The 17,787-nt window shown below is 65.0% G+C and carries 14 protein-coding genes; 8 read left to right on the top strand and 6 right to left on the bottom strand.

Features of this window, described 5'->3' with window-relative positions; translation table 11 throughout:
• Window positions 1-124: 124 nt before the first annotated feature.
• Complete coding sequence (locus JVX91_RS05040) at window positions 125-1,231, bottom strand: GlxA family transcriptional regulator (protein ID WP_024766695.1); 1,107 nt, start codon at window positions 1,229-1,231, stop codon at window positions 125-127.
• A gap of 385 nt (window positions 1,232-1,616) precedes the next feature.
• The gene (locus tag JVX91_RS05035) at window positions 1,617-2,993 is read right to left on the bottom strand and encodes an L-serine ammonia-lyase (RefSeq protein WP_205338291.1); all 1,377 of its coding nucleotides are present in this window, start codon (window positions 2,991-2,993) and stop codon (window positions 1,617-1,619) included.
• Between the two features lie 347 nt (window positions 2,994-3,340).
• Here JVX91_RS05035 and JVX91_RS05030 point away from each other — a divergent pair, with 347 nt between their 5' ends.
• The 4 genes from JVX91_RS05030 (at window position 3,341) to choV (ending at window position 7,549) form a co-directional block, all read left to right on the top strand.
• Complete coding sequence (locus JVX91_RS05030; RefSeq protein WP_205338290.1) at window positions 3,341-4,279, top strand: choline ABC transporter substrate-binding protein; 939 nt, start codon at window positions 3,341-3,343, stop codon at window positions 4,277-4,279.
• Between the two features lie 241 nt (window positions 4,280-4,520).
• Window positions 4,521-5,459, top strand: coding sequence for a choline ABC transporter substrate-binding protein (locus JVX91_RS05025; RefSeq protein WP_205338289.1), 939 nt, complete (start codon window positions 4,521-4,523; stop codon window positions 5,457-5,459).
• A 66-nt stretch (window positions 5,460-5,525) separates the two neighbouring features.
• Window positions 5,526-6,365, top strand: a complete 840-nt coding sequence (gene choW, locus JVX91_RS05020) for a choline ABC transporter permease subunit (RefSeq protein WP_015479715.1) — start codon at window positions 5,526-5,528, stop codon at window positions 6,363-6,365.
• A 5-nt stretch (window positions 6,366-6,370) separates the two neighbouring features.
• Window positions 6,371-7,549, top strand: a complete 1,179-nt coding sequence (gene choV, locus JVX91_RS05015) for a choline ABC transporter ATP-binding protein (RefSeq protein ID WP_205338288.1) — start codon at window positions 6,371-6,373, stop codon at window positions 7,547-7,549.
• A gap of 452 nt (window positions 7,550-8,001) precedes the next feature.
• Here the strand turns inward: choV and JVX91_RS05010 are convergent, their stop codons facing one another.
• From JVX91_RS05010 to JVX91_RS04995, 4 genes are all read right to left on the bottom strand, one after another.
• Complete coding sequence (locus JVX91_RS05010) at window positions 8,002-9,012, bottom strand: alpha/beta hydrolase (protein ID WP_205338287.1); 1,011 nt, start codon at window positions 9,010-9,012, stop codon at window positions 8,002-8,004.
• A 235-nt stretch (window positions 9,013-9,247) separates the two neighbouring features.
• Window positions 9,248-10,117 carry a helix-turn-helix transcriptional regulator gene (locus tag JVX91_RS05005; RefSeq protein ID WP_205338286.1) on the bottom strand — a complete coding sequence of 290 codons (870 nt, stop codon included), beginning with the start codon at window positions 10,115-10,117 and terminating at the stop codon, window positions 9,248-9,250.
• A gap of 53 nt (window positions 10,118-10,170) precedes the next feature.
• Window positions 10,171-11,589: an aminotransferase gene (locus JVX91_RS05000; RefSeq protein ID WP_205338285.1), complete on the bottom strand. Its 1,419-nt coding sequence runs from the start codon at window positions 11,587-11,589 to the stop codon at window positions 10,171-10,173.
• A gap of 225 nt (window positions 11,590-11,814) precedes the next feature.
• Window positions 11,815-12,918 (bottom strand): polyamine ABC transporter substrate-binding protein, encoded by a 1,104-nt coding sequence (locus tag JVX91_RS04995; RefSeq protein WP_054907630.1) that lies wholly within the window; start codon window positions 12,916-12,918, stop codon window positions 11,815-11,817.
• A gap of 160 nt (window positions 12,919-13,078) precedes the next feature.
• Here JVX91_RS04995 and JVX91_RS04990 point away from each other — a divergent pair, with 160 nt between their 5' ends.
• From JVX91_RS04990 to JVX91_RS04975, 4 genes are all read left to right on the top strand, one after another.
• Window positions 13,079-13,726 (top strand): TetR family transcriptional regulator C-terminal domain-containing protein, encoded by a 648-nt coding sequence (locus JVX91_RS04990; protein ID WP_205338284.1) that lies wholly within the window; start codon window positions 13,079-13,081, stop codon window positions 13,724-13,726.
• Window positions 13,727-13,836: 110 nt separating this feature from the next.
• Entirely contained in the window at window positions 13,837-14,589 is a 753-nt protein-coding gene (locus JVX91_RS04985; RefSeq protein WP_205339934.1) for a response regulator, read from the top strand.
• Between the two features lie 90 nt (window positions 14,590-14,679).
• On the top strand, window positions 14,680-15,441 hold the full coding sequence (locus JVX91_RS04980; RefSeq protein WP_205339933.1) for a transporter substrate-binding domain-containing protein: 762 nt from the start codon (window positions 14,680-14,682) through the stop codon (window positions 15,439-15,441).
• Entirely contained in the window at window positions 15,438-17,681 is a 2,244-nt protein-coding gene (locus JVX91_RS04975; protein WP_205338283.1) for an ATP-binding protein, read from the top strand. Before JVX91_RS04980 ends, JVX91_RS04975 begins: the two co-directional genes overlap by 4 nt.
• The last annotated feature ends 106 nt before the right edge of the window (window positions 17,682-17,787 follow it).

The raw sequence follows: 17,787 nt of genomic DNA, 5'->3' as shown, positions 1-17,787 counted from the left end.
TATCTGACTGTTCGCGACTCAGGATCAGATCCGCAACGCTTTTGGTACCAATACGAACATGGGTGTGCGTGCGTGAAAAGGGAGGCCATTGGCCTCCCTTTTTTGTTGCCGCAATAAGGGACGTCTAGAGCACTCGCACGCTGGCGAAGGTCGATTCGCCCTGGGCCTGGCTGAGGGCCGAGATGGCCGAGGAGTTGGGCATGAGGGCAAGGTCCTGCGGGATGGGCATGACCATGACCGGTTGGCCGATCGGCTGGCCCTGGCGCTCGTCGCGTGGCGGGATGCCGAAGTACTCGCGGTAGCACTTGGAGAAGTGCGGCGTGGAGACGAAGCCGCAGACCGAGGCGACTTCGATGATCGACATCGACGTCTGCTTGAGCAGCTGGCGTGCGCGGATCAGGCGCAGCTTCAGGTAGTAGCGCGACGGCGAGCAGTGCAGGTATTTCTGGAACAGCCGTTCGAGCTGGCGGCGCGAGACGTTGACGTAGACGGCCAGTTCGTCGAGGTCGATGGGCTCCTCGAGGTTGGCTTCCATCAGCGCGACGATTTCCTGCAGCTTGGGCTGGTTGGTGCCGAGCATGTGCTTGAGCGGCACGCGCTGGTGGTCCTGCTCGTTGCGGATGCGCTCGTAGATGAACATCTCGGAGATCGCCGCCGACAGCTCGCGGCCGTGCTCGCGGCCGATCAGGTGCAGCATCATGTCCATCGGCGCGGTGCCGCCGGAGGAGGTGAAGCGGTTGCGGTCGATGGAGAACAGGCGGGTGCTCATGGCCACGCGGGGGAAGGCTTCCTGCATGGCGGCCAGGCATTCCCAGTGCACCGAGCAGTCGTAGCCGTCGAGCAGGCCGGCGCGGGCCAGGGCCCAACTGCCGGTGCACACGGCGCCGAGCTTGCGACCCAGGCGCGCCTGGGCCTGGAGGAAGGTGGTGTGTTCGCGGGTGACGCTGCGCTGGATGCCGACGCCGCCGACCACGATCAGCGTGTCCATCTGCGGGGCGCTGTCGCAGGCCGCGTCAGGGGTGATCTGCAGGCCGTCGCTGGCCCAGACCTGGCGGCCGTCGAGGCTCAGGGTGTGCCAGCGGTAGAGTTCGCGTCCGGACAGCTGGTTGGCCATGCGCAGCGGTTCCACCGCCGAGGCCAGGGAGATCAGGGTGAAGTTGTCCAGCAGCAGGAAGCCGATGGACTGCGGAGCTCGGTTTTGCGGGGGAACTCCGGGGTTGAACGCATTCATTCGATCACCTCACGCTAGTCACAGTCGCCTCACGGGAGGCGTTTCTTATGCTTGTTCTTCTGTTGGGAAATTCGCCCGGGTTTCGCCCTGGGCTATTTCTCTGATTGCTCTCTACCTGATAGCAAGGCAAATGCCGTGCCTAGGTTGAATGGGCGTTCAATTAAAAAAGAAAACGGCATGGGAATGCCGCTTTTGCAGGTCCGGATTGCGACGCCTCGAAGGTCGCAAATACGCATGAATGGTGGGCTGGGGCTTTTGGTAGCACTCACTGGTCACGCGACCGGTGGTGCTATGCCCGGAACGGTAACGCCCCTGGTGTGGTCGGGACGGGCGTACCGCTTGCGCCATCGGGGGGCGCGCTGGGCCTGGCGTGGTCGATTGCGGGTCAGCACTCGATGATGCTGACGGCCAATCCGCCGCGCGAGGTTTCCTTGTACTTGTCGTGCATGTCGGCACCGGTGTTGCGCATGGTGCGGATCACCTGGTCGAGGCTGATGAAGTGCTGACCGTCGCCGCGCAGGGCCATCTGGGCTGCATTGATGGCTTTCACCGCGGCGATGGCGTTGCGCTCGATGCAGGGCACCTGGACGAGGCCGCCGACCGGGTCGCAGGTGAGGCCCAGGTTGTGCTCCAGGCCGATCTCGGCGGCGTTCTCCACTTGTTCGGGCGAGGCGCCGAGCACTTCGGCGAGGCCTGCCGCGGCCATGGCGCAGGCGGAGCCGACCTCACCCTGGCAGCCGACTTCGGCGCCGGAGATCGACGCGTTCTTCTTGCACAGGATGCCGACGGCGGCAGCGGCCAGGAAGTAGTTGGTGACGTCGTCGTCGCTGGCGTCCGGGTTGAAGCGCATGTAGTAGTGCAGCACCGCCGGGATGATGCCGGCCGCGCCGTTGGTGGGCGCGGTGACCATGCGTCCGCCGGCGGCGTTTTCCTCGTTCACGGCGAGGGCGAAGAGGTTGACCCATTCCATGGCGGAGAGGGTCGAGCCGATGACGTTGGGCTTGCCGATGTCCTGCAGGTTGCGGTGCAGGCGCGCGGCGCGGCGTTGCACGTTGAGGCCGCCGGGGAGGATGCCCTCGTGGCTGAGGCCGTTGTTCACGCAGTCGCGCATCGCCTGCCAGATGACCTTGAGGCCTTCGCGGATGTCGGTCTCGCTGCGCCACATGCGCTCGTTGGCCATCATCAGTTCGGACACGCGCAGGTTGTGGCGGCGGCAGAGCATGAGCAGTTCGGCGGCGCTGGCGAAGTCGTAGGGCAGCACGGTGTTGTCGGTGTCGAGGCTGCCGGAGGCGGCCTGCCCCTCGTCGACCACGAAGCCGCCGCCGATGGAGTAGTAGGTGTCGCTGTGCAGCACATGGTCGCCTTCGATGGCGGTCAGGCGCATGGCGTTGGGGTGGTAGGGCAGGTTCTCTTCGAGCAGGCGCATGTCGCGGATCCAGTCGAAGGGGATTGTTCTTTCGCCGGCCAGCAACAATCCGCCGCTCTTTAGAAGCTCAGCCATGCGCGGTTCGATCTGGCTGGGGTCGATGCGGTCCGGCCATTCGCCCATCAGGCCCATGATTACCGCGCGGTCGGTGCCGTGGCCGACGCCGGTGGCAGACAGCGAGCCGTAGAGGCGTACTTCTACCCGCGTGGTGCGTTCGACCATCTGCCGTTCGCGCAGGGCACCGACGAACAGTGCGGCGGCGCGCATGGGGCCGACCGTGTGCGAACTGGAAGGGCCGATACCGATCTTGAACAGGTCGAACACACTGATTGCCATGCCGGACTCCGGGCGAGCTGCGCATCCATGAAGGAGCATCTCTTGTAGGGATGAGTAGGCACGTCCCTGTGCCCGCGATGCCCGGCCATGATCGACCCAAGTCCGGCGCCGGCTGCGTCCATCGACGACGCGGCCGTATCCAATAACGCCGCCCGCGCACCCCGCCGATGCAGGGCGCGGGCTCTCCTGTTCCGGGGCCGACGAAAGCTTGCCTTTTTACGACGCGAGTGACGCGAACCACGACCGGTCGATAGGCGCGCAGCGCTGTGCTGTTCCATGATCCGCCACCGACGAACGGCCGCGTTCGCCCGTATCCACCCCCTTCTCCGCAGTCAGAGGCTGGCCTCATGAAGAGTCTTGTGTCGTCGCTGTTGGCGTTATCCGTGGTACTACCGGGCGCCGTGCGCGCCGCCGAACCCGAATCCTGCGCCGTGGTGCGCTTCGCCGATGTCGGCTGGACCGACATCACCGTGACCACCGCGGTGACCCGCCTGGTGCTCAGCCATCAGGGCTACCGCACGCAGGTGGTGCGGCTGTCCGTGCCGGACACCTACAAGGCGATGTCGGAGAAGAAGATCGACGTGTTCCTCGGCAACTGGATGCCGAGCATGGCGAACGACATCAAGCCTTTCGCCGACAAGGGGCAGGTGGAAACGGTGGGCGCCAACCTCGAAGGCGCCAAGTACACCCTGGCGGTGCCGCGCTACGCCTATGAGGCCGGGCTGAAGACTTTTGCCGATATCGCAAAATTCAAGGAGCAACTGGGCGGGCGCATCTACGGCATCGAGCCGGGCAACGACGGCAACCAGCTGATCCAGAAGATGATCAAGGAAAAGGCCTTCGGCCTGGGCGACTTCAAGCTGGTGGAATCCAGCGAGGCCGACATGTTGGCCTACGTCAAGCGAGCCGGGGCCTTGAAGCAGCCCATCGTGTTCCTGGGCTGGGAGCCGCACCCGATGAATACCCGCATCCAAATGAACTATCTGGAAGGAGGGGATTCCTACTTCGGTCCCAATTATGGCGGTGCGACGGTCTTCACCAACGTCAGAGCAGGCTATCTTCAGGAGTGCCCCAATGTCGCGCGGCTGCTGAAGAACCTGAAATTCGACCTGGCGATGGAGAACCAGTTGATGGATGCGGTGCTCAACGAGCGCCTCAATCCTCGCCAGGCCGCGAAGGGTTGGCTGAAGGCCAATCCACAGATGCGCGATGGCTGGCTGCAGGGTGTCGCTCCGAGTACATCGGGCGCGGCGCCAGGGGGCCAGAAAACCGCCGCCATGGAATGATCCGGGCCTCTGCAAGTCGCTGGAACCGGGCCTTTCCACTGGATGCGACATGGCTGGTGCTGAATACGACTTCGCCTGCACTGGATGCGACCCACCCGGTAGGCGACGAAATTTTCCTGCTCCATGATCGTTTACGAAATGACAACAAAAGGACCTGCGCCCTGAGGTCCCACCCATAATTCAGACCGCCGCGCCCCAAGCGGGCAGCGCCGGCGCCCCACCCCCGCAGAGGAGTACGCTCATGAATGGTTTCAAGTCTTTGCTGCTGGCTGTGTCCCTAGGTGCGCCGCTGGTGGTTCAGGCCGCTGAACCTGAGTCGTGCGGCACGGTTCGCTTCTCCGATGTCGGCTGGACCGACATCACCGTGACCACCGCTACTACCCGTCAGGTGCTCGAGTCGCTTGGCTACGCCACCAAGGTAACCATGTTGTCCGTGCCGGTGACCTACAAGTCGCTGGCGAACAAGGATCTCGACGTCTTCCTCGGCAACTGGATGCCGAGCATGGCCAACGACATCAAGCCCTATGCCGACAATGGTTCGGTGGAGACGGTGAAAGCCAACCTCGAGGGCGCCAAGTACACCCTGGCCGTTACCCAGGCCGCTTACGACGGCGGGCTGAAGTCCTTCGCGGACATCGCCAAGTACGCCGACAAGCTGGGCAACAAGATCTACGGCATCGAGCCGGGCAACGACGGCAACCGCCTGGTCCAGGGCATGCTCGACAAGAACCAGTTCGGCCTGGGCAAGTTCAAGCTCGTGGAGTCCAGCGAGGCCGGCATGCTCTCGCAGGTCGGGCGCGCCGACCGCCGCAACCAGTGGATCGTGTTCCTGGGCTGGGAACCGCATCCGATGAACACCCGCTTCAAGATGAAGTACCTCGAAGGTGGCGATGACGTGTTCGGCCCCAACTATGGCGGCGCGACCATCTACACCAACGTGCGCAAGGGGTATGCCCAGGAGTGTCCGAACGTCGGCAAGCTGCTGACCAACCTGACCTTCACCCTGGAAATGGAAAACAAACTCATGGACGCCGTGCTCAACGGGGGCAAGAAGCCCGAAGAGGCGGCCAAAGCCTGGTTGAAGGACCATCCGGAACTGCTCGACGCCTGGCTCGCCGGCGTGACCACCCGTGACGGCAAACCGGCCTTGGCGGCAGCCAAGGTGGCACTCTCGAAATAAAAAGTCGAAATAAGTGCCGAGTAATTGCCGTTGGCCGATTCCTCAAGCTTCTGATGGGCCCGCATTATGTTTCTGACTGACCACAAGCTACCGCTGGGCGAGCATATTGCCGCCTTCGTCGACTGGCTCACGCAACATGGCGCGTCGGTGTTCGACAAGATTTCCGACACCCTCGAATTCCTAATCCACGGCGTCACCAACAGCCTGCTCTGGTTCAACCCGTTGGCGCTGATCGCGCTGATGGTCTTCCTGGTGTTCTACATCCAGCGCAGCTGGGGTCTGGCGGTGTTTGCCCTGGCCTCGCTACTGCTGATCCTGAATCTCGGGTATTGGCAGGAAACCATGGAGACCCTGGCGCAGGTGATCTTCGCCACGGTGGTCTGTATCGCCATCGGGGTGCCGCTGGGCATCCTGGCGGCGCACAAGCCCTGGTTCTACACCGCGCTCAGGCCCTTGCTGGATTTGATGCAGACGGTGCCAACGTTCGTTTACCTGATCCCCACCCTGACCCTGTTCGGCCTGGGTGTGGTTCCGGGTCTGATCTCCACGGTGATCTTCGCCATCGCCGCGCCCATCCGCCTCACCTGCCTGGGTATCCAGGACGTGCCGGCGGAACTGATGGACGCCGGCAAGGCCTTCGGTTGCTCGCGCTGGCAACTGCTGACGCGCATCGAGCTGCCGCACGCCATGCCGAGCATCGGCGCGGGGATCACCCAATGCATCATGTTGTCGCTGTCGATGGTGGTTATCGCCGCGCTGGTGGGTGCTGACGGCCTCGGCAAGCCGGTGGTCAATGCGCTCAACACCGCGGACATTTCCCTCGGCTTCGAGGCCGGTCTGGCCATCGTCCTGCTCGCCATCCTGCTCGACCGGGTGTGCAAGCAACGTTCGCTGCGGGGGAGGTAAGCACTATGTCGGCGATTCGATTCGAACATGTGGATGTGATTTTCGGCACCCACACCAAGGAAGCGCTCAAGCTGCTGGACAAGGGCCTGGGCCGCGAGGAAATCCTCAAGCGCACCGGCCAGGTGCTGGGTGTGGAGGATGCCTGCCTGGATGTTGAACGCGGCGAAATCTGCGTGATGATGGGCCTGTCGGGCTCCGGCAAGTCCAGCCTGCTGCGCTGCATCAACGGCCTCAACCGGGTCAGCCGCGGCAAACTGCTGATCGAGCACGAAGGCCAGCAGGTGGACATCGCCAACTGCTCGCCGGCGGCGCTCAAGACCATGCGCACCAAGCGCATCGCCATGGTGTTCCAGAAGTTCGCGCTGATGCCCTGGCTGACCGTCGCCGAGAACATCGGCTTCGGCCTGGAGATGCAGGGCCGACCGGCCAACGAACGGAAGAAGGTGATTGACGAGAAGCTGGAACTGGTCGGCCTGTCGCAGTGGCGCGACAAGCGCCCGGACTCGCTCTCCGGCGGCATGCAGCAGCGCGTCGGCCTGGCCCGCGCGCTGGCGATGGATGGCGACATCCTGCTGATGGACGAGCCCTTCTCCGCACTCGACCCGCTGATCCGCCAGCAGTTGCAGGACGAACTGCTGGTGCTGCAACGCCAGCTGCACAAGACCATCGTCTTCGTCAGCCATGACCTGGACGAGGCGCTGAAGATCGGTTCGCGCATCGCGATCATGAAGGACGGCCGCATCATCCAGCACGGCAAGCCCGAGGAAATCGTGCTCAGCCCGGCGGACGACTACGTGCGCACCTTCGTCGCCCACACCAACCCGCTCAACGTGCTGTGCGGCTCCAGCCTGATGCGTGGCCTGGACCAGTGCCGCCGCCAGGCCGACGAGGTGTGCTTCGACCAGGGCCGCGACTGCTGGCTGGGCCTGACCGAGACCAACCAGATCAAGACCGCGCGCCAGGGCAGCAACATCATCGACCTGCAGCAATGGCGCCCGGGCGACCCGGTGGAGAAGCTCAAGCACGAGCCGACCCTGGTGGACGTCAACATCCGCATGCGCGACGCGCTGCAGATCCGCTATCAGACCGGCCACAAGCTGGTGCTGCAGGAGCAGAGCCGCGTCGTCGGCGTGCTCGGCGACAGCGAGCTGTACCACGCGCTGCTGGGCAAGAACCTGGGCTGATTCTTTCGGCTGCATGAAAACGCCGGCTCCCTGCGAGGGGAGCCGGCGTTTTTTGTGGGCGCTATTCGCGTGCCTGGGAGCTGCATGTTTGTGGGAGCGAGGGGGAGGCCCAGTTCTTGCTCGCGAACGGATTACCCGGCGGCTCAGGGGCGGTTTGCGAGCAAGCTCGCTCCTACAAGTTGTGCCCGGTGCCTCGGCTGGCCCTCACCCTAACCCTCTCCCAGGGGGAGAGGGGACTGTCCTCTGCGCTCGGGAAGCTTCGAGCACGCCGGCTACCTTCGTTACCGATCTAGTACTCCGAACGGCTCCCTCTCCCTCCGGGAGAGGGTTGGGGTGAGGGGATAGCCCGCACCGATGTCGCAAGAAGCGTAGGAGCGGACTCCGTCCGCGATGGTATCCGGCGCGAAGCGGAACCGATCGCGGACGGAGTCCGCTCCTACAGGCTTGCCACGTCAGTGCTTCAGATCAGCCAACCCCTTGAGCAGCGCCTCGTGGAAACGCTTCGGATCCTGAATCTGCGGCGCGTGGCCCATGTCGTCGAACTCCACCAGGGTGGCGTTGGGAATGGCCTTGGCGGTCGTCTTGCCCAGCTCGGCGTAGTTGCCCAGCTTGGCTTTCAGCTCGGCCGGGGCGATGTCCTTGCCGATGGCGGTGTTGTCCTTGGTGCCGATCAGCAGCAGGGTCGGCATCTTCAGCTGGCCGAATTCGTAGACCACCGGCTGGGTGAAGATCATGTCGTAGAGCAGCGCCGAGTTCCACGCCACGCGCTCATGGCCGGCGCCGTTGAACAGGCCGGCGAGCATGTTCACCCACTTGTCGTACTCGGGCTTCCACTGGCCGGCGTAGTAGGTGGCCTGCTCGTACTGGCGGATGCTGTCGGCGCTGGTCTTCAGCTCGCGCTCGTACCACTGGTCCGGGGTGCGGTAGGGCACACCGAGGGCTTTCCAGTCTTCCAGGCCGATGGGGTTGACCATGGCCAACTGCTCCACCTGCTGCGGGTACATCAGCGCGTAGCGGGCGGCGAGCATGCCGCCGGTGGAGTGGCCCAGCAGGGTGATCTTGCCGATCTTCAGGTGGTCCAGCAGCGCGTGGGTGTTGGTCGCCAGCTGCTGGAAGCTGTACTGGTAACGCTCGGGCTTGGTGGATTTGCAGAAGCCGATCTGGTCCGGCGCCACCACGCGGTAGCCCGCATCGCTCAGCGCGGCAATGGTGGTTTCCCAGGTGCCGGCGCAGAAGTTCTTGCCGTGCAGCAGCACCACGGTGCGGCCGTTGGGCTGTTTCTTCGGCTTCACGTCGATATAGGCCATGTGCATGTGGTGGCCCTGGGACGCGAAGCTGTAGTGGCCGACCGGGTAGGCGTAGTTGAAACGCTCCAGTTCCGGGCCATAGGTGGGTTTGGATTCGGCGGCGTGCAGCGGCAGGGCGGCGGCCAACAGCAAGGCGGGTAGCCAGCGTCGGGACATCGGGGAGCTCTCCTGAGGGTGGGGCACGGGTCAGACAGCGGGAAAGGCCATAGGTTGGCAGATTTCCGGTCGCTCCGCCGCAACGACGGGTAATGCGAGGAGCGCTTTTTTTGTAGGAGCGAGGGGGACGCCCAGTTCTTGCTTGCGAGCCGGGTGGGCACGGCGTCAGGCGTTCCCGAGCAAGGGCTAGGCGCCCCCCTCGGTCCTACAGGATTGGATCACCTGTGAAATGAAGTCAGGCGGCGGTGGCGTCGCCGGTCAACCAGTCGATGAACAGCGAGAACAGCTCCGCCTGGGAGTTGATCTCGAGCTTCGTGTAGAGGTGCTTGCGGTGCATGCGCACGGTTTCCGGCGAAATATCCAGCACCCGCGCGCTGGATTTCACCGAGTGCCCGCGCAGCAGCAGGTGGGCGATTTCCCGTTCGCGCTCGGTGAGCCGGTCGGCGCCGAAGTTCATGAAGGCCGCGCGGATGTGCCGGTTCAGCGGCGCCTGATCGTCCGGCGCACCGACACTCACGCCGCGCCCGGCCAACAGCAGGTCCAGCCCGCCGTTGCGCTCGAACTGGAGGATCAGCTCGCGTACCAGCGGCAGCACGGTGGCCAGCAGGTCCAGCTGGGTCTCGCTGAAGCGCACGCCGCTCTTGCCCTGGTACAGGCACAGGGAGACCTTGCGCGCTTCACCCAGGTCGATGATGAAGTGGCAGTCTTCGGTGCAGCCGAACTTGAGGTAGTAGGTCTTGTAGTACTCGCTGGCGAAGAAGTCGTCCGGGGCGATGTCGGCCAGCGGGTAGAAGCCTTCGGTGAGGCCGTCCTCCATGGCCAGGCAGAAGGGGTCGAGCAGATAGCCGCGGGCGTAGTAGCGGTCGATCAACCCTTCGTGGTGCTCCGGCACGATGCCGCGCTGGTACAGCGGTTGCGGCGGTTGGCCACGCTGTTCCAGGCCGAGCATCACTGACTCCACCGGCACCAGGCAGCCCAGGGCGTCGGCCAGGCGTTCGACGAAGGCGACCTCGCCGACGCTGGCCATGACGCGCGCCAGCCCCGCATGCCAGGCATGCAGGGCCAGTGCGTCGGATGTTTCGCTCAGTGCCTGAGATTCGCTCATGCCCGGCAGCATAAAGGGCTGCCGGGGCGTAGGCAAAATCCTCGGATCGATCATCAGTGCCCCGCGTAATCGCCGCTGCGCTGGAGGTCTTCGGCGGCCTCCAGGATCGACTCGCGCAGGGTGTCGACGATCTCGTCGACCTGCTCACGGGTGATGGTCAGCGGCGGCGACATCACGTTCAGGTGCACGATCGGCCGCACCAGCAGGCCCTTGGCCTGGGCGCGCAGGTGGATCTTCTCGCCAATGTTCAGCTCCTCGGGGAAGAGCACCTTGCTGCGCTTGTCGGCGACGAACTCGACGCAGGCCATCAGCTTCTGGCAACGCACGCTGCCCACCAGCGGCAGGTCGGCCAGTTCCTGCAGGCGCTGTTCCAGATAGCCGCCAACGTCCTTCACGTGTTCCAGCAGATTCTCACGCTCGATGATCTCGATGTTCTTCAGCGCCGAGACGCAGCTCACCGGGTGCCCGCTGTAGGTGAAGCCGTGGGCGAAGCAGCGGCCCTTGTCGGCTTCGCCGATCACCTTCCAGATGCGGTCGGAGAAGATGCACGCGCCCAGCGGCAGGTAGCCGGAAGTCAGGCCCTTGGCGGTGGTGATGATGTCCGGCTGCATGCCGAACACGTCCTCGGAGGCGAAGAAGGCGCCCAGGCGGCCGAAGGAGGTCACCACTTCGTCGGCGACGTAGAGCACGTCGTACTTCTGGCACACCTGCCACATGCGCTGGTGGTAGCCCTTGGGCGGGATGATCACGCCGCCCGAGCCCATGATCGGCTCGGCGAAGAAGGCGGCGACCTTGTCTTCGCCCAGTTCGAGAATCTTGTCTTCGAACTCCTTCACCAGGAATTCGAGGAAGTCCCCTTCGGTCATCCCTTCCGGCGCGCGGTAGGGGTTGGGGCAGGAAATGTGGTGGATGACGTCCTTGAGGAAGTCGAACTCGGCCGGGTGGTCGGCGACCTTGCCGCCCAGCGACATGGTGAGGAAGGTCGAGCCGTGGTAAGCGTTGACCCGGCTGATGATGTGCTTCTTCTCATGCTTGCCGCGGCAGTTCTGGTAGTACTGGATCAGCCGGTAGGCGGTGTCCACCGCGGTGGAGCCGCCGGTGGTGAGGAACACGTGGTCCAGGTCGCCTGGGGCGAGCTGCGCGAGCTTTTCGCAGAGCTGGATCGCGGTGACGTTGGCCATGTCGCAGAAGGGGTTGGAGTAGGCCAGCTGGCGCACCTGCTCGGCGATGGCGTCGGCCATTTCCGCGCGGCCCAGGCCGATGTTCGTGCACCACATGCCGCCCACGGCATCCAGGTAGCGATTGCCCTTGGTGTCGTAGATATACGCGCCCTCGCCGGCGGCGATGTTCAGCGCACCGTTGACCCGGTGATCGTCGAACACGTGGTAGCCGTGCATGTAGTGGGCTTTGTCGGCGGCGACCAGCTGCTCGTCGTTGAACTGGGCGAAGAAGGCTGGGGTGGTGGTGGTCATCTGCTTTACCTCGAAATTTCGGTTCGTCGTGCGAGTCCTTGCCCTCTCCCTAACCCTCTCCCTGAAGGGAGAGGGGACCGTTCGGTGCGCTCGGCGATTCCGAAGATCATGTCTGACCCGCTGCCAGCTGAACCTCAGAAAGATGACTTCCTTGAAGACGGCGGCGGGCTGCCCCCTCTCCCTTCAGGGAGAGGGCTGGGGAGAGGGGGCTGTGGTCTTGCGCTATCAGGTCCCGGTCTTCACCGCGTTCCAGGTGCGGGTGATCAGGCGGGTGGCCTTGGGGTTCTGCACTTTCTGGGTGAACAGGCGGGCGCGGGTCTCGGCGTCGGGGTAGATCGCCGGGTCATTGCGCACTTCGGCGGCCAGCAGCGGGGTGGCGGCGGCGTTGCTGGAGGCGTAGCGGATGTAGTCGGCGACGCCCGCGGCGACCTTGGGCTGCAGCATGTACTCGATGAACTTGTGGGCGTTTTCCACGTGCGGCGCGTCGGCCGGGATGTAGAAGTCGTCGAACCAGATCAGCGAGCCTTCCTTGGGCACGAAGTAGCCCAGCTTGACCTTGGCGCCGGCTTCGTCGGCGCGGGCCTGGGCGGTGGCGTAGTCGCCGGACCAGGTCATCGCCATGCACTGGTCGCCGTTGGCCAGGCCGTTGAGGTAGCTGGTGGAGTCGAACTTGCGGATGTACGGGCGGATCGATTGCAGCAGGTCCTGGGCGGCCTTCAGGTCCTCGGGCAGCGCGCTGTTGGGGTCGCGCTTGAGGTAGGCCAGGGCCAGCGGGATCACGTCGGTGGGGGAATCGATGATGGTCACCCCGCAATCGGCGAATTTCGACACGATCTTCGGATCGAACAGCATCGCCAGCGAGCCGATGGGCGCGTCGGGCATGCGCTGCTTGATCTTGTCGATGTTGTAGGTGATGCCGTTGCTGCCCCAGGTGTAGGGCGCCGAGTACTTCACGCCCGGATCGTAGTGGTCCAGGTGCTTGAGCACGTCCGGGTCGAGGTTGTTCCAGCTGGGCAGCTTGGACTTGTCCAGCGGCTGGAAGACGCCGGCCTTGAGCAGCGGCGGCACCAGGGCGGCGTTGAGCACCACCAGGTCGTAGCCCGAGCGGCCGGGCAGCAGCTTGCCCTGCACAGTCTCGTAGGAATCGAAGGTGTCGTAGACCACCTTGATCCCGGTTTCCTTCTCGAAGTCGGCGACGGTGTGCTCGCCGATGTAGTCGGTCCAGTTGTACAGCCGCAGCGTCTTCGCGCCGGCGGCATCCTCCCCGTGACCCAGTGCCGGCAAGGTCGCCAGCGCCGCGCTGAGTACTGCTGCGAGCGTTTTCTGCATGTCAGTCCCACCTTTGATTTTGTTATGGATTGGAGATATCGCGGATGAAGCCACTCTCGACCAGGGGCGGTGCCCGGACCATTCCCCGAACGGGTAGGTAAGGCTGGCTTCCTGTCGAACAATCGTTCAGATTGGCCACCTGAACCCTAGGAGCCCAGGCATGAACGAGGAAGTCCGCTTTACCCGACTGGAGCCGGAGCAGCGCAAGGCGCTGCTGATCGAGGCGACCCTTGCGTGCCTGAAGCGCCATGGCTTCCAGGGAGCTTCCATTCGCAAGATCTGCGCCGAAGCCGGCGTCTCGGTGGGGCTGATCAACCACCACTATTCGGGCAAGGACGAACTGGTGGCCGAGGCTTACCTCACCGTCACCGGGCGGGTCATGCAACTGCTGCGCGAGGCCATCGCCGAAGCGGCGCCGGATGCCCGTGCGCGCCTGTCTGCATTCTTCCGCGCGTCGTTCTCCGCCGAGCTGCTCGACCCGCAATTGCTGGATGCCTGGCTGGCGTTCTGGGGCGCGGTGAAGACGGCCGAGGAAATCAACAAGGCCCACGATCATTCCTACGGCGAGTACCGCACCTTGCTGGCGCAGGCACTGAATGATCTGGCGAAGGAGCAGGACTGGTCGGATTTCGACGCCGATCTCGCCGCCATCGCCCTCAGCGCACTGCTCGACGGCCTGTGGCTGGAGTCAGGCCTGAACCCCAATACCTTTACCCCGGAGCAGGGTGTGCAGATCTGCGAGGCGTGGGTGGACGGCCTTCAGTTCGGCGGCCGGCAGCGTTTTTGTCGGGCGTCGGGAGCCTGTTGATCGATTGTTCAGTGATCGGTAACCTGCCGCCATCTGCAGGACAGTTCCTACAGCTCTACCTCCACGCATAACAAGAATTGCCCCGCCACGCGCGGTGGCGTCAGCAGGGTATTGCGATGACTTCCCGTGTACTGATCGTCGACGACGATCCGGTGATTCGCGAGCTCCTCCAGGCCTACCTCGGCGAGGAAGGCTATGACGTGCTTTGTGCCGGCACTGCCGAACAGGCCGAGGCGACGCTCGTGCAAGCCGAGCAGGCCGACCAGCCCATCGACCTGGTGATGCTCGATATCCGCCTGCCCGGCAAGGACGGCCTGACCCTGACCCGCGAACTTCGCGTGCGTTCGGAGATCGGCATCATCCTGATCACCGGGCGCAACGACGACATCGACCGCATTGTCGGCCTGGAATGCGGCGCCGACGACTACGTGATCAAGCCTCTGAACCCCCGCGAGCTGGTGTCCCGCGCGAAGAACCTGATCCGCCGCGTGCGCCACGCCCGCCAACCCGTGGTTGTGCCAGCCACGACGGGGTCGCCACGACAGAACCACAAGCGTTTCGCCCAGTGGACACTGGACCCGGACCGCCGCCGCCTGATCGATCACGATGGCAGCGAAACCCCGCTGACCCACGGCGAGTTCCAGCTGCTTGGCGTGTTCCTGCGCAACACCGGCCACACCCTGAGCCGCGACCAACTGATGGACCAGATCCGCAACCGCGAATGGCTGCCCAACGACCGCTCCATCGACGTGCTGGTCGGCCGCCTGCGCCGCAAGCTGCGCGACGACCCGGCCGAGCCGGAGCTGATCATCACCATCCACGGCGCCGGCTACCTGTTCACTGCCACGCCTGCCGACACCTGAGTTAGCACGGTGATTGCCTGGGGCGCAGGACGGTCCCCTCTCCCTTTAGGGAGAGGGTTAGGGAGAGGGAAACCCCTGCTTCGACTCCTCCTGTCTCTGCTGGTCCTGCTCTTCTGCACCACCACCCGCGCCGCCCAACCCATCCGCTACTGCGACTACCCCGTCTACCCGCCCATCTCCTGGAGCGACGGCCACGAAGTACGCGGCCTGGCCCCGCAGACCGTGCGCAGCATCCTCGGCGAGCTGGGCTACGAGGTGAATACCGTGGTGCTGGGCAACTGGAAGCGCTGCCTGCTGGACGCCGCCGAAGGCCGCGTCGACGTGGTGCTCGCCTACCAGACCCCGCAGCGTGACGACGGCCTGCTGTTCTCCCGCGTACCGGTGCTGCGCGAGGAAGTGGCGATCTTCTACAACCGCCGCAAGCCGGTGCGTTTCGACCAGTTGAGCGACCTGGCGAATTACCGCGGCGGGCTGCTCTTCGGCGAGAGCTACGGGCCGGCGTTCGACAGATTCGTCGCCGAGCACGGCAACGTCGAATGGGTCTCCGACAGCCGACAGAACTTCGGCAAGCTGATCCGCCAGCGCATCGACTTCATCGCCCACGAGCGGCGCACCGGCACGCTGTTCGTCGAACAGCTGGCCGGCGGCCAGGACATCGCGGCGTTGCCAAAGCCGCTGACCGTGGACTACCTGCGCATTGCCGTCTCCCGCCATTCACCGCTCGCCGCACGGATGGACGAAATCGACGCCGCACTGAAGCGGCGCGTGGACGACGGCAGCATCGCCCGATGGCTGGACGAGAGCGAGCGCGGTTACCGCGCCATGCTCGCCGGCGACGGGGTGCCACGTTGAAACTGCCCGGCGGCCTGGCCCGGCGCCTGCTGCTGCGGGTGCTGCTGTTCAGCCTGTGCTTCACCGTGCTGGCCAGCGCGGTGCAGCTGTACTTTGAGTACCGCCGCGAGATGCGCGATATCGATACGCGCCTGGACCTGATCCGTGTCGGCTACCTGGCCAGCTTCGAGCGCAGCCTCTGGGACCTCAACCAGGAGCAGCTCAACGTGCAGCTGCACGGCCTGGCCGACTTCCCCGACATCGCCCAGGTGCGCCTGCGCAGCGCCGACTTCAACCTGGTGCAGGACGCCGACGACAAGCGCGGGCCGTTCCGTACCGAGCGCTTCGCCCTGGCCTTCCAGCCGCCGGACGGCGAGCGCCGCGACCTGGGCGAGCTGGAGGTCAGCATCGACCTGGGCGCCGTCTACCTGCGCCTGCTCCATGGCGGTCTCGCCAGCCTGCTGTGGATGGGTGTGTTCCTCTGCGGCCTGGCGGTGGCGCTGAGCTGGCTGTTCCACAGCCTGGTCACTCGTCACCTGCGTGCGATGGCTGACTTCGTGCGCGGGCTCACCGGCGGCGACCTCGGCACTGAGTTGGCGCTGGATAAGAAACGCTCGGGCGAAGAAGACGAGATCGATACCGTCGCCGACGCCCTCGACGGTTTGCGCCGCGCCCTGCGCGCCGAGTTGCGTCGGCGCGAGGCCGACCGCGAGGCTTTGCAGAGCAAGCGTGACGAATTGCAGCGGCGGGTCGAGCGGCGCACTGCCAGCCTGCGCCGCGCCAAGGAGGAAGCCGAAGCTGCCAACCGCGCCAAGAGCCGCTTCCTTGCCACCATGAGCCACGAAATCCGCACGCCGCTCAACGGCATCCTCGGCATGGCCGAACTGCTGCGCGCCGCGCCCCTGGGGGAGCAGGACCGGCGCCGGCTTCAAGCGTTATCCACAGCAGGCGAAGGACTGCTGGCGATCCTCAACGAGGTGCTGCACTTCGCCAAGCTGGAGGACGGCGCCAGCCAGCCGGAGCCGGTGGACTTCTCGTTGCGCCGGCTGCTCGACGATGTGGTGACCCTGCTGGAGCCGCGCGCCGAAGAGAGTGGTACCTGCCTGCGTCTGCGCGTCGATTCCCAGGTCGAGGACGCCTGCCGGGGCGCGGAGCAGTTCCTGCGCCAGGTGCTGAGCAACCTGCTGGCCAACGCGGTGAAGTTCACCGAGGAAGGCGAAGTACTGCTGGAAGTCGCGCTGCTCGGGGGAGGCGACACCGGCCAGCGGCTGCGCTTCACGGTGACCGACGACGGTATCGGCATCTCCGCCGAACAGCAGGAGAAGATATTCCAGCGCTTCACCCAGGCCAGCGACGAGGTGGCGCGGCGCTACGGTGGCACCGGCTTGGGTCTGGCCATCAGCAAGCGGCTGGTGGAAGCCATGGGCGGCGAGATCGGCGTGGAAAGCCTGGAAGGCGAGGGCAGCACCTTCTGGTTCGAGATCGAGCTGGCGCCGGGTGTCGTTCCGCAGTCCGGCATCGGCCCCGAGCCGGCGCCGGCGCTGGACGTACTGGTAGTGGAAGACGTCGCCCTCAACCGCGAGGTCGTCCAGGCCCTGCTGGAGCGCGACGGCCACCGTGTGCAGCTCGCCGAGGACGCGGAGCCGGCGCTGGCGCTCACCGCCGCGCGGCGTTTCGATCTGATCCTGTTGGACATGCACCTGCCGGGCATGAACGGCCTCGACCTGTGCCGGGCTATCCGTACTCAACCGGGTGGGCTCAACGTCACCACACCGATCCATGCCTTCACTGCCAGCGTGCAGCCGGGCATGGTCCGTCGCTATTTCGAGGCCGGCATGCAGGGCGTGCTGGGTAAGCCGCTGCGCCTGGACGACCTGCGCCGTGCGCTGTCCGGCGTGGCCTGGGAGCTGTTGCCGGAGGCTGTGGATGACGGTCCGCTGGATCGGCAGGTACTCGATACCCACCGCCGCCTGCTGGGCGAGCACAAGCTGAACGAACTGCTCGTCAGCCTGTGGAAGTTGCTCGATGAACAGTGGCCGCTGCTGCTGGATGCGTTGCGCCAGGATGACGCCGTTGAGGCGGCGAGCCTTGCGCATCGGTTGGCGGGGAGTTGCCGGTCCATGGGGGTGCGCGGGTTGGGGGAATGCCTGGGTGAGCTGGAGGAGGCGGCGCTTGCGGGGGCTTCGTTTGCCGGCTGGCCGGAGCGGTTGGAGCGGGAGAGGGTTGTTGCTTCTGAGCTTTTGAAGAGCATCCGGGCGTAGTTTCGGCGCGGGCGGACGGCCCTCACCCCAGCCCTCTCCCAAAGGGAGAGGGGGCCGATCGGTGTAGTTGGTCAGTTCAGCGTTCGCCGGCGAGCACCGATTTTGC

This window comes from Pseudomonas sp. PDNC002, assembly GCF_016919445.1.
Classification (GTDB): Bacteria; Pseudomonadota; Gammaproteobacteria; order Pseudomonadales; family Pseudomonadaceae; genus Pseudomonas.
The sequence above is the reverse complement of the archived record's forward strand: the minus strand, read 5'-3'. Positions and strand labels throughout refer to the sequence as shown.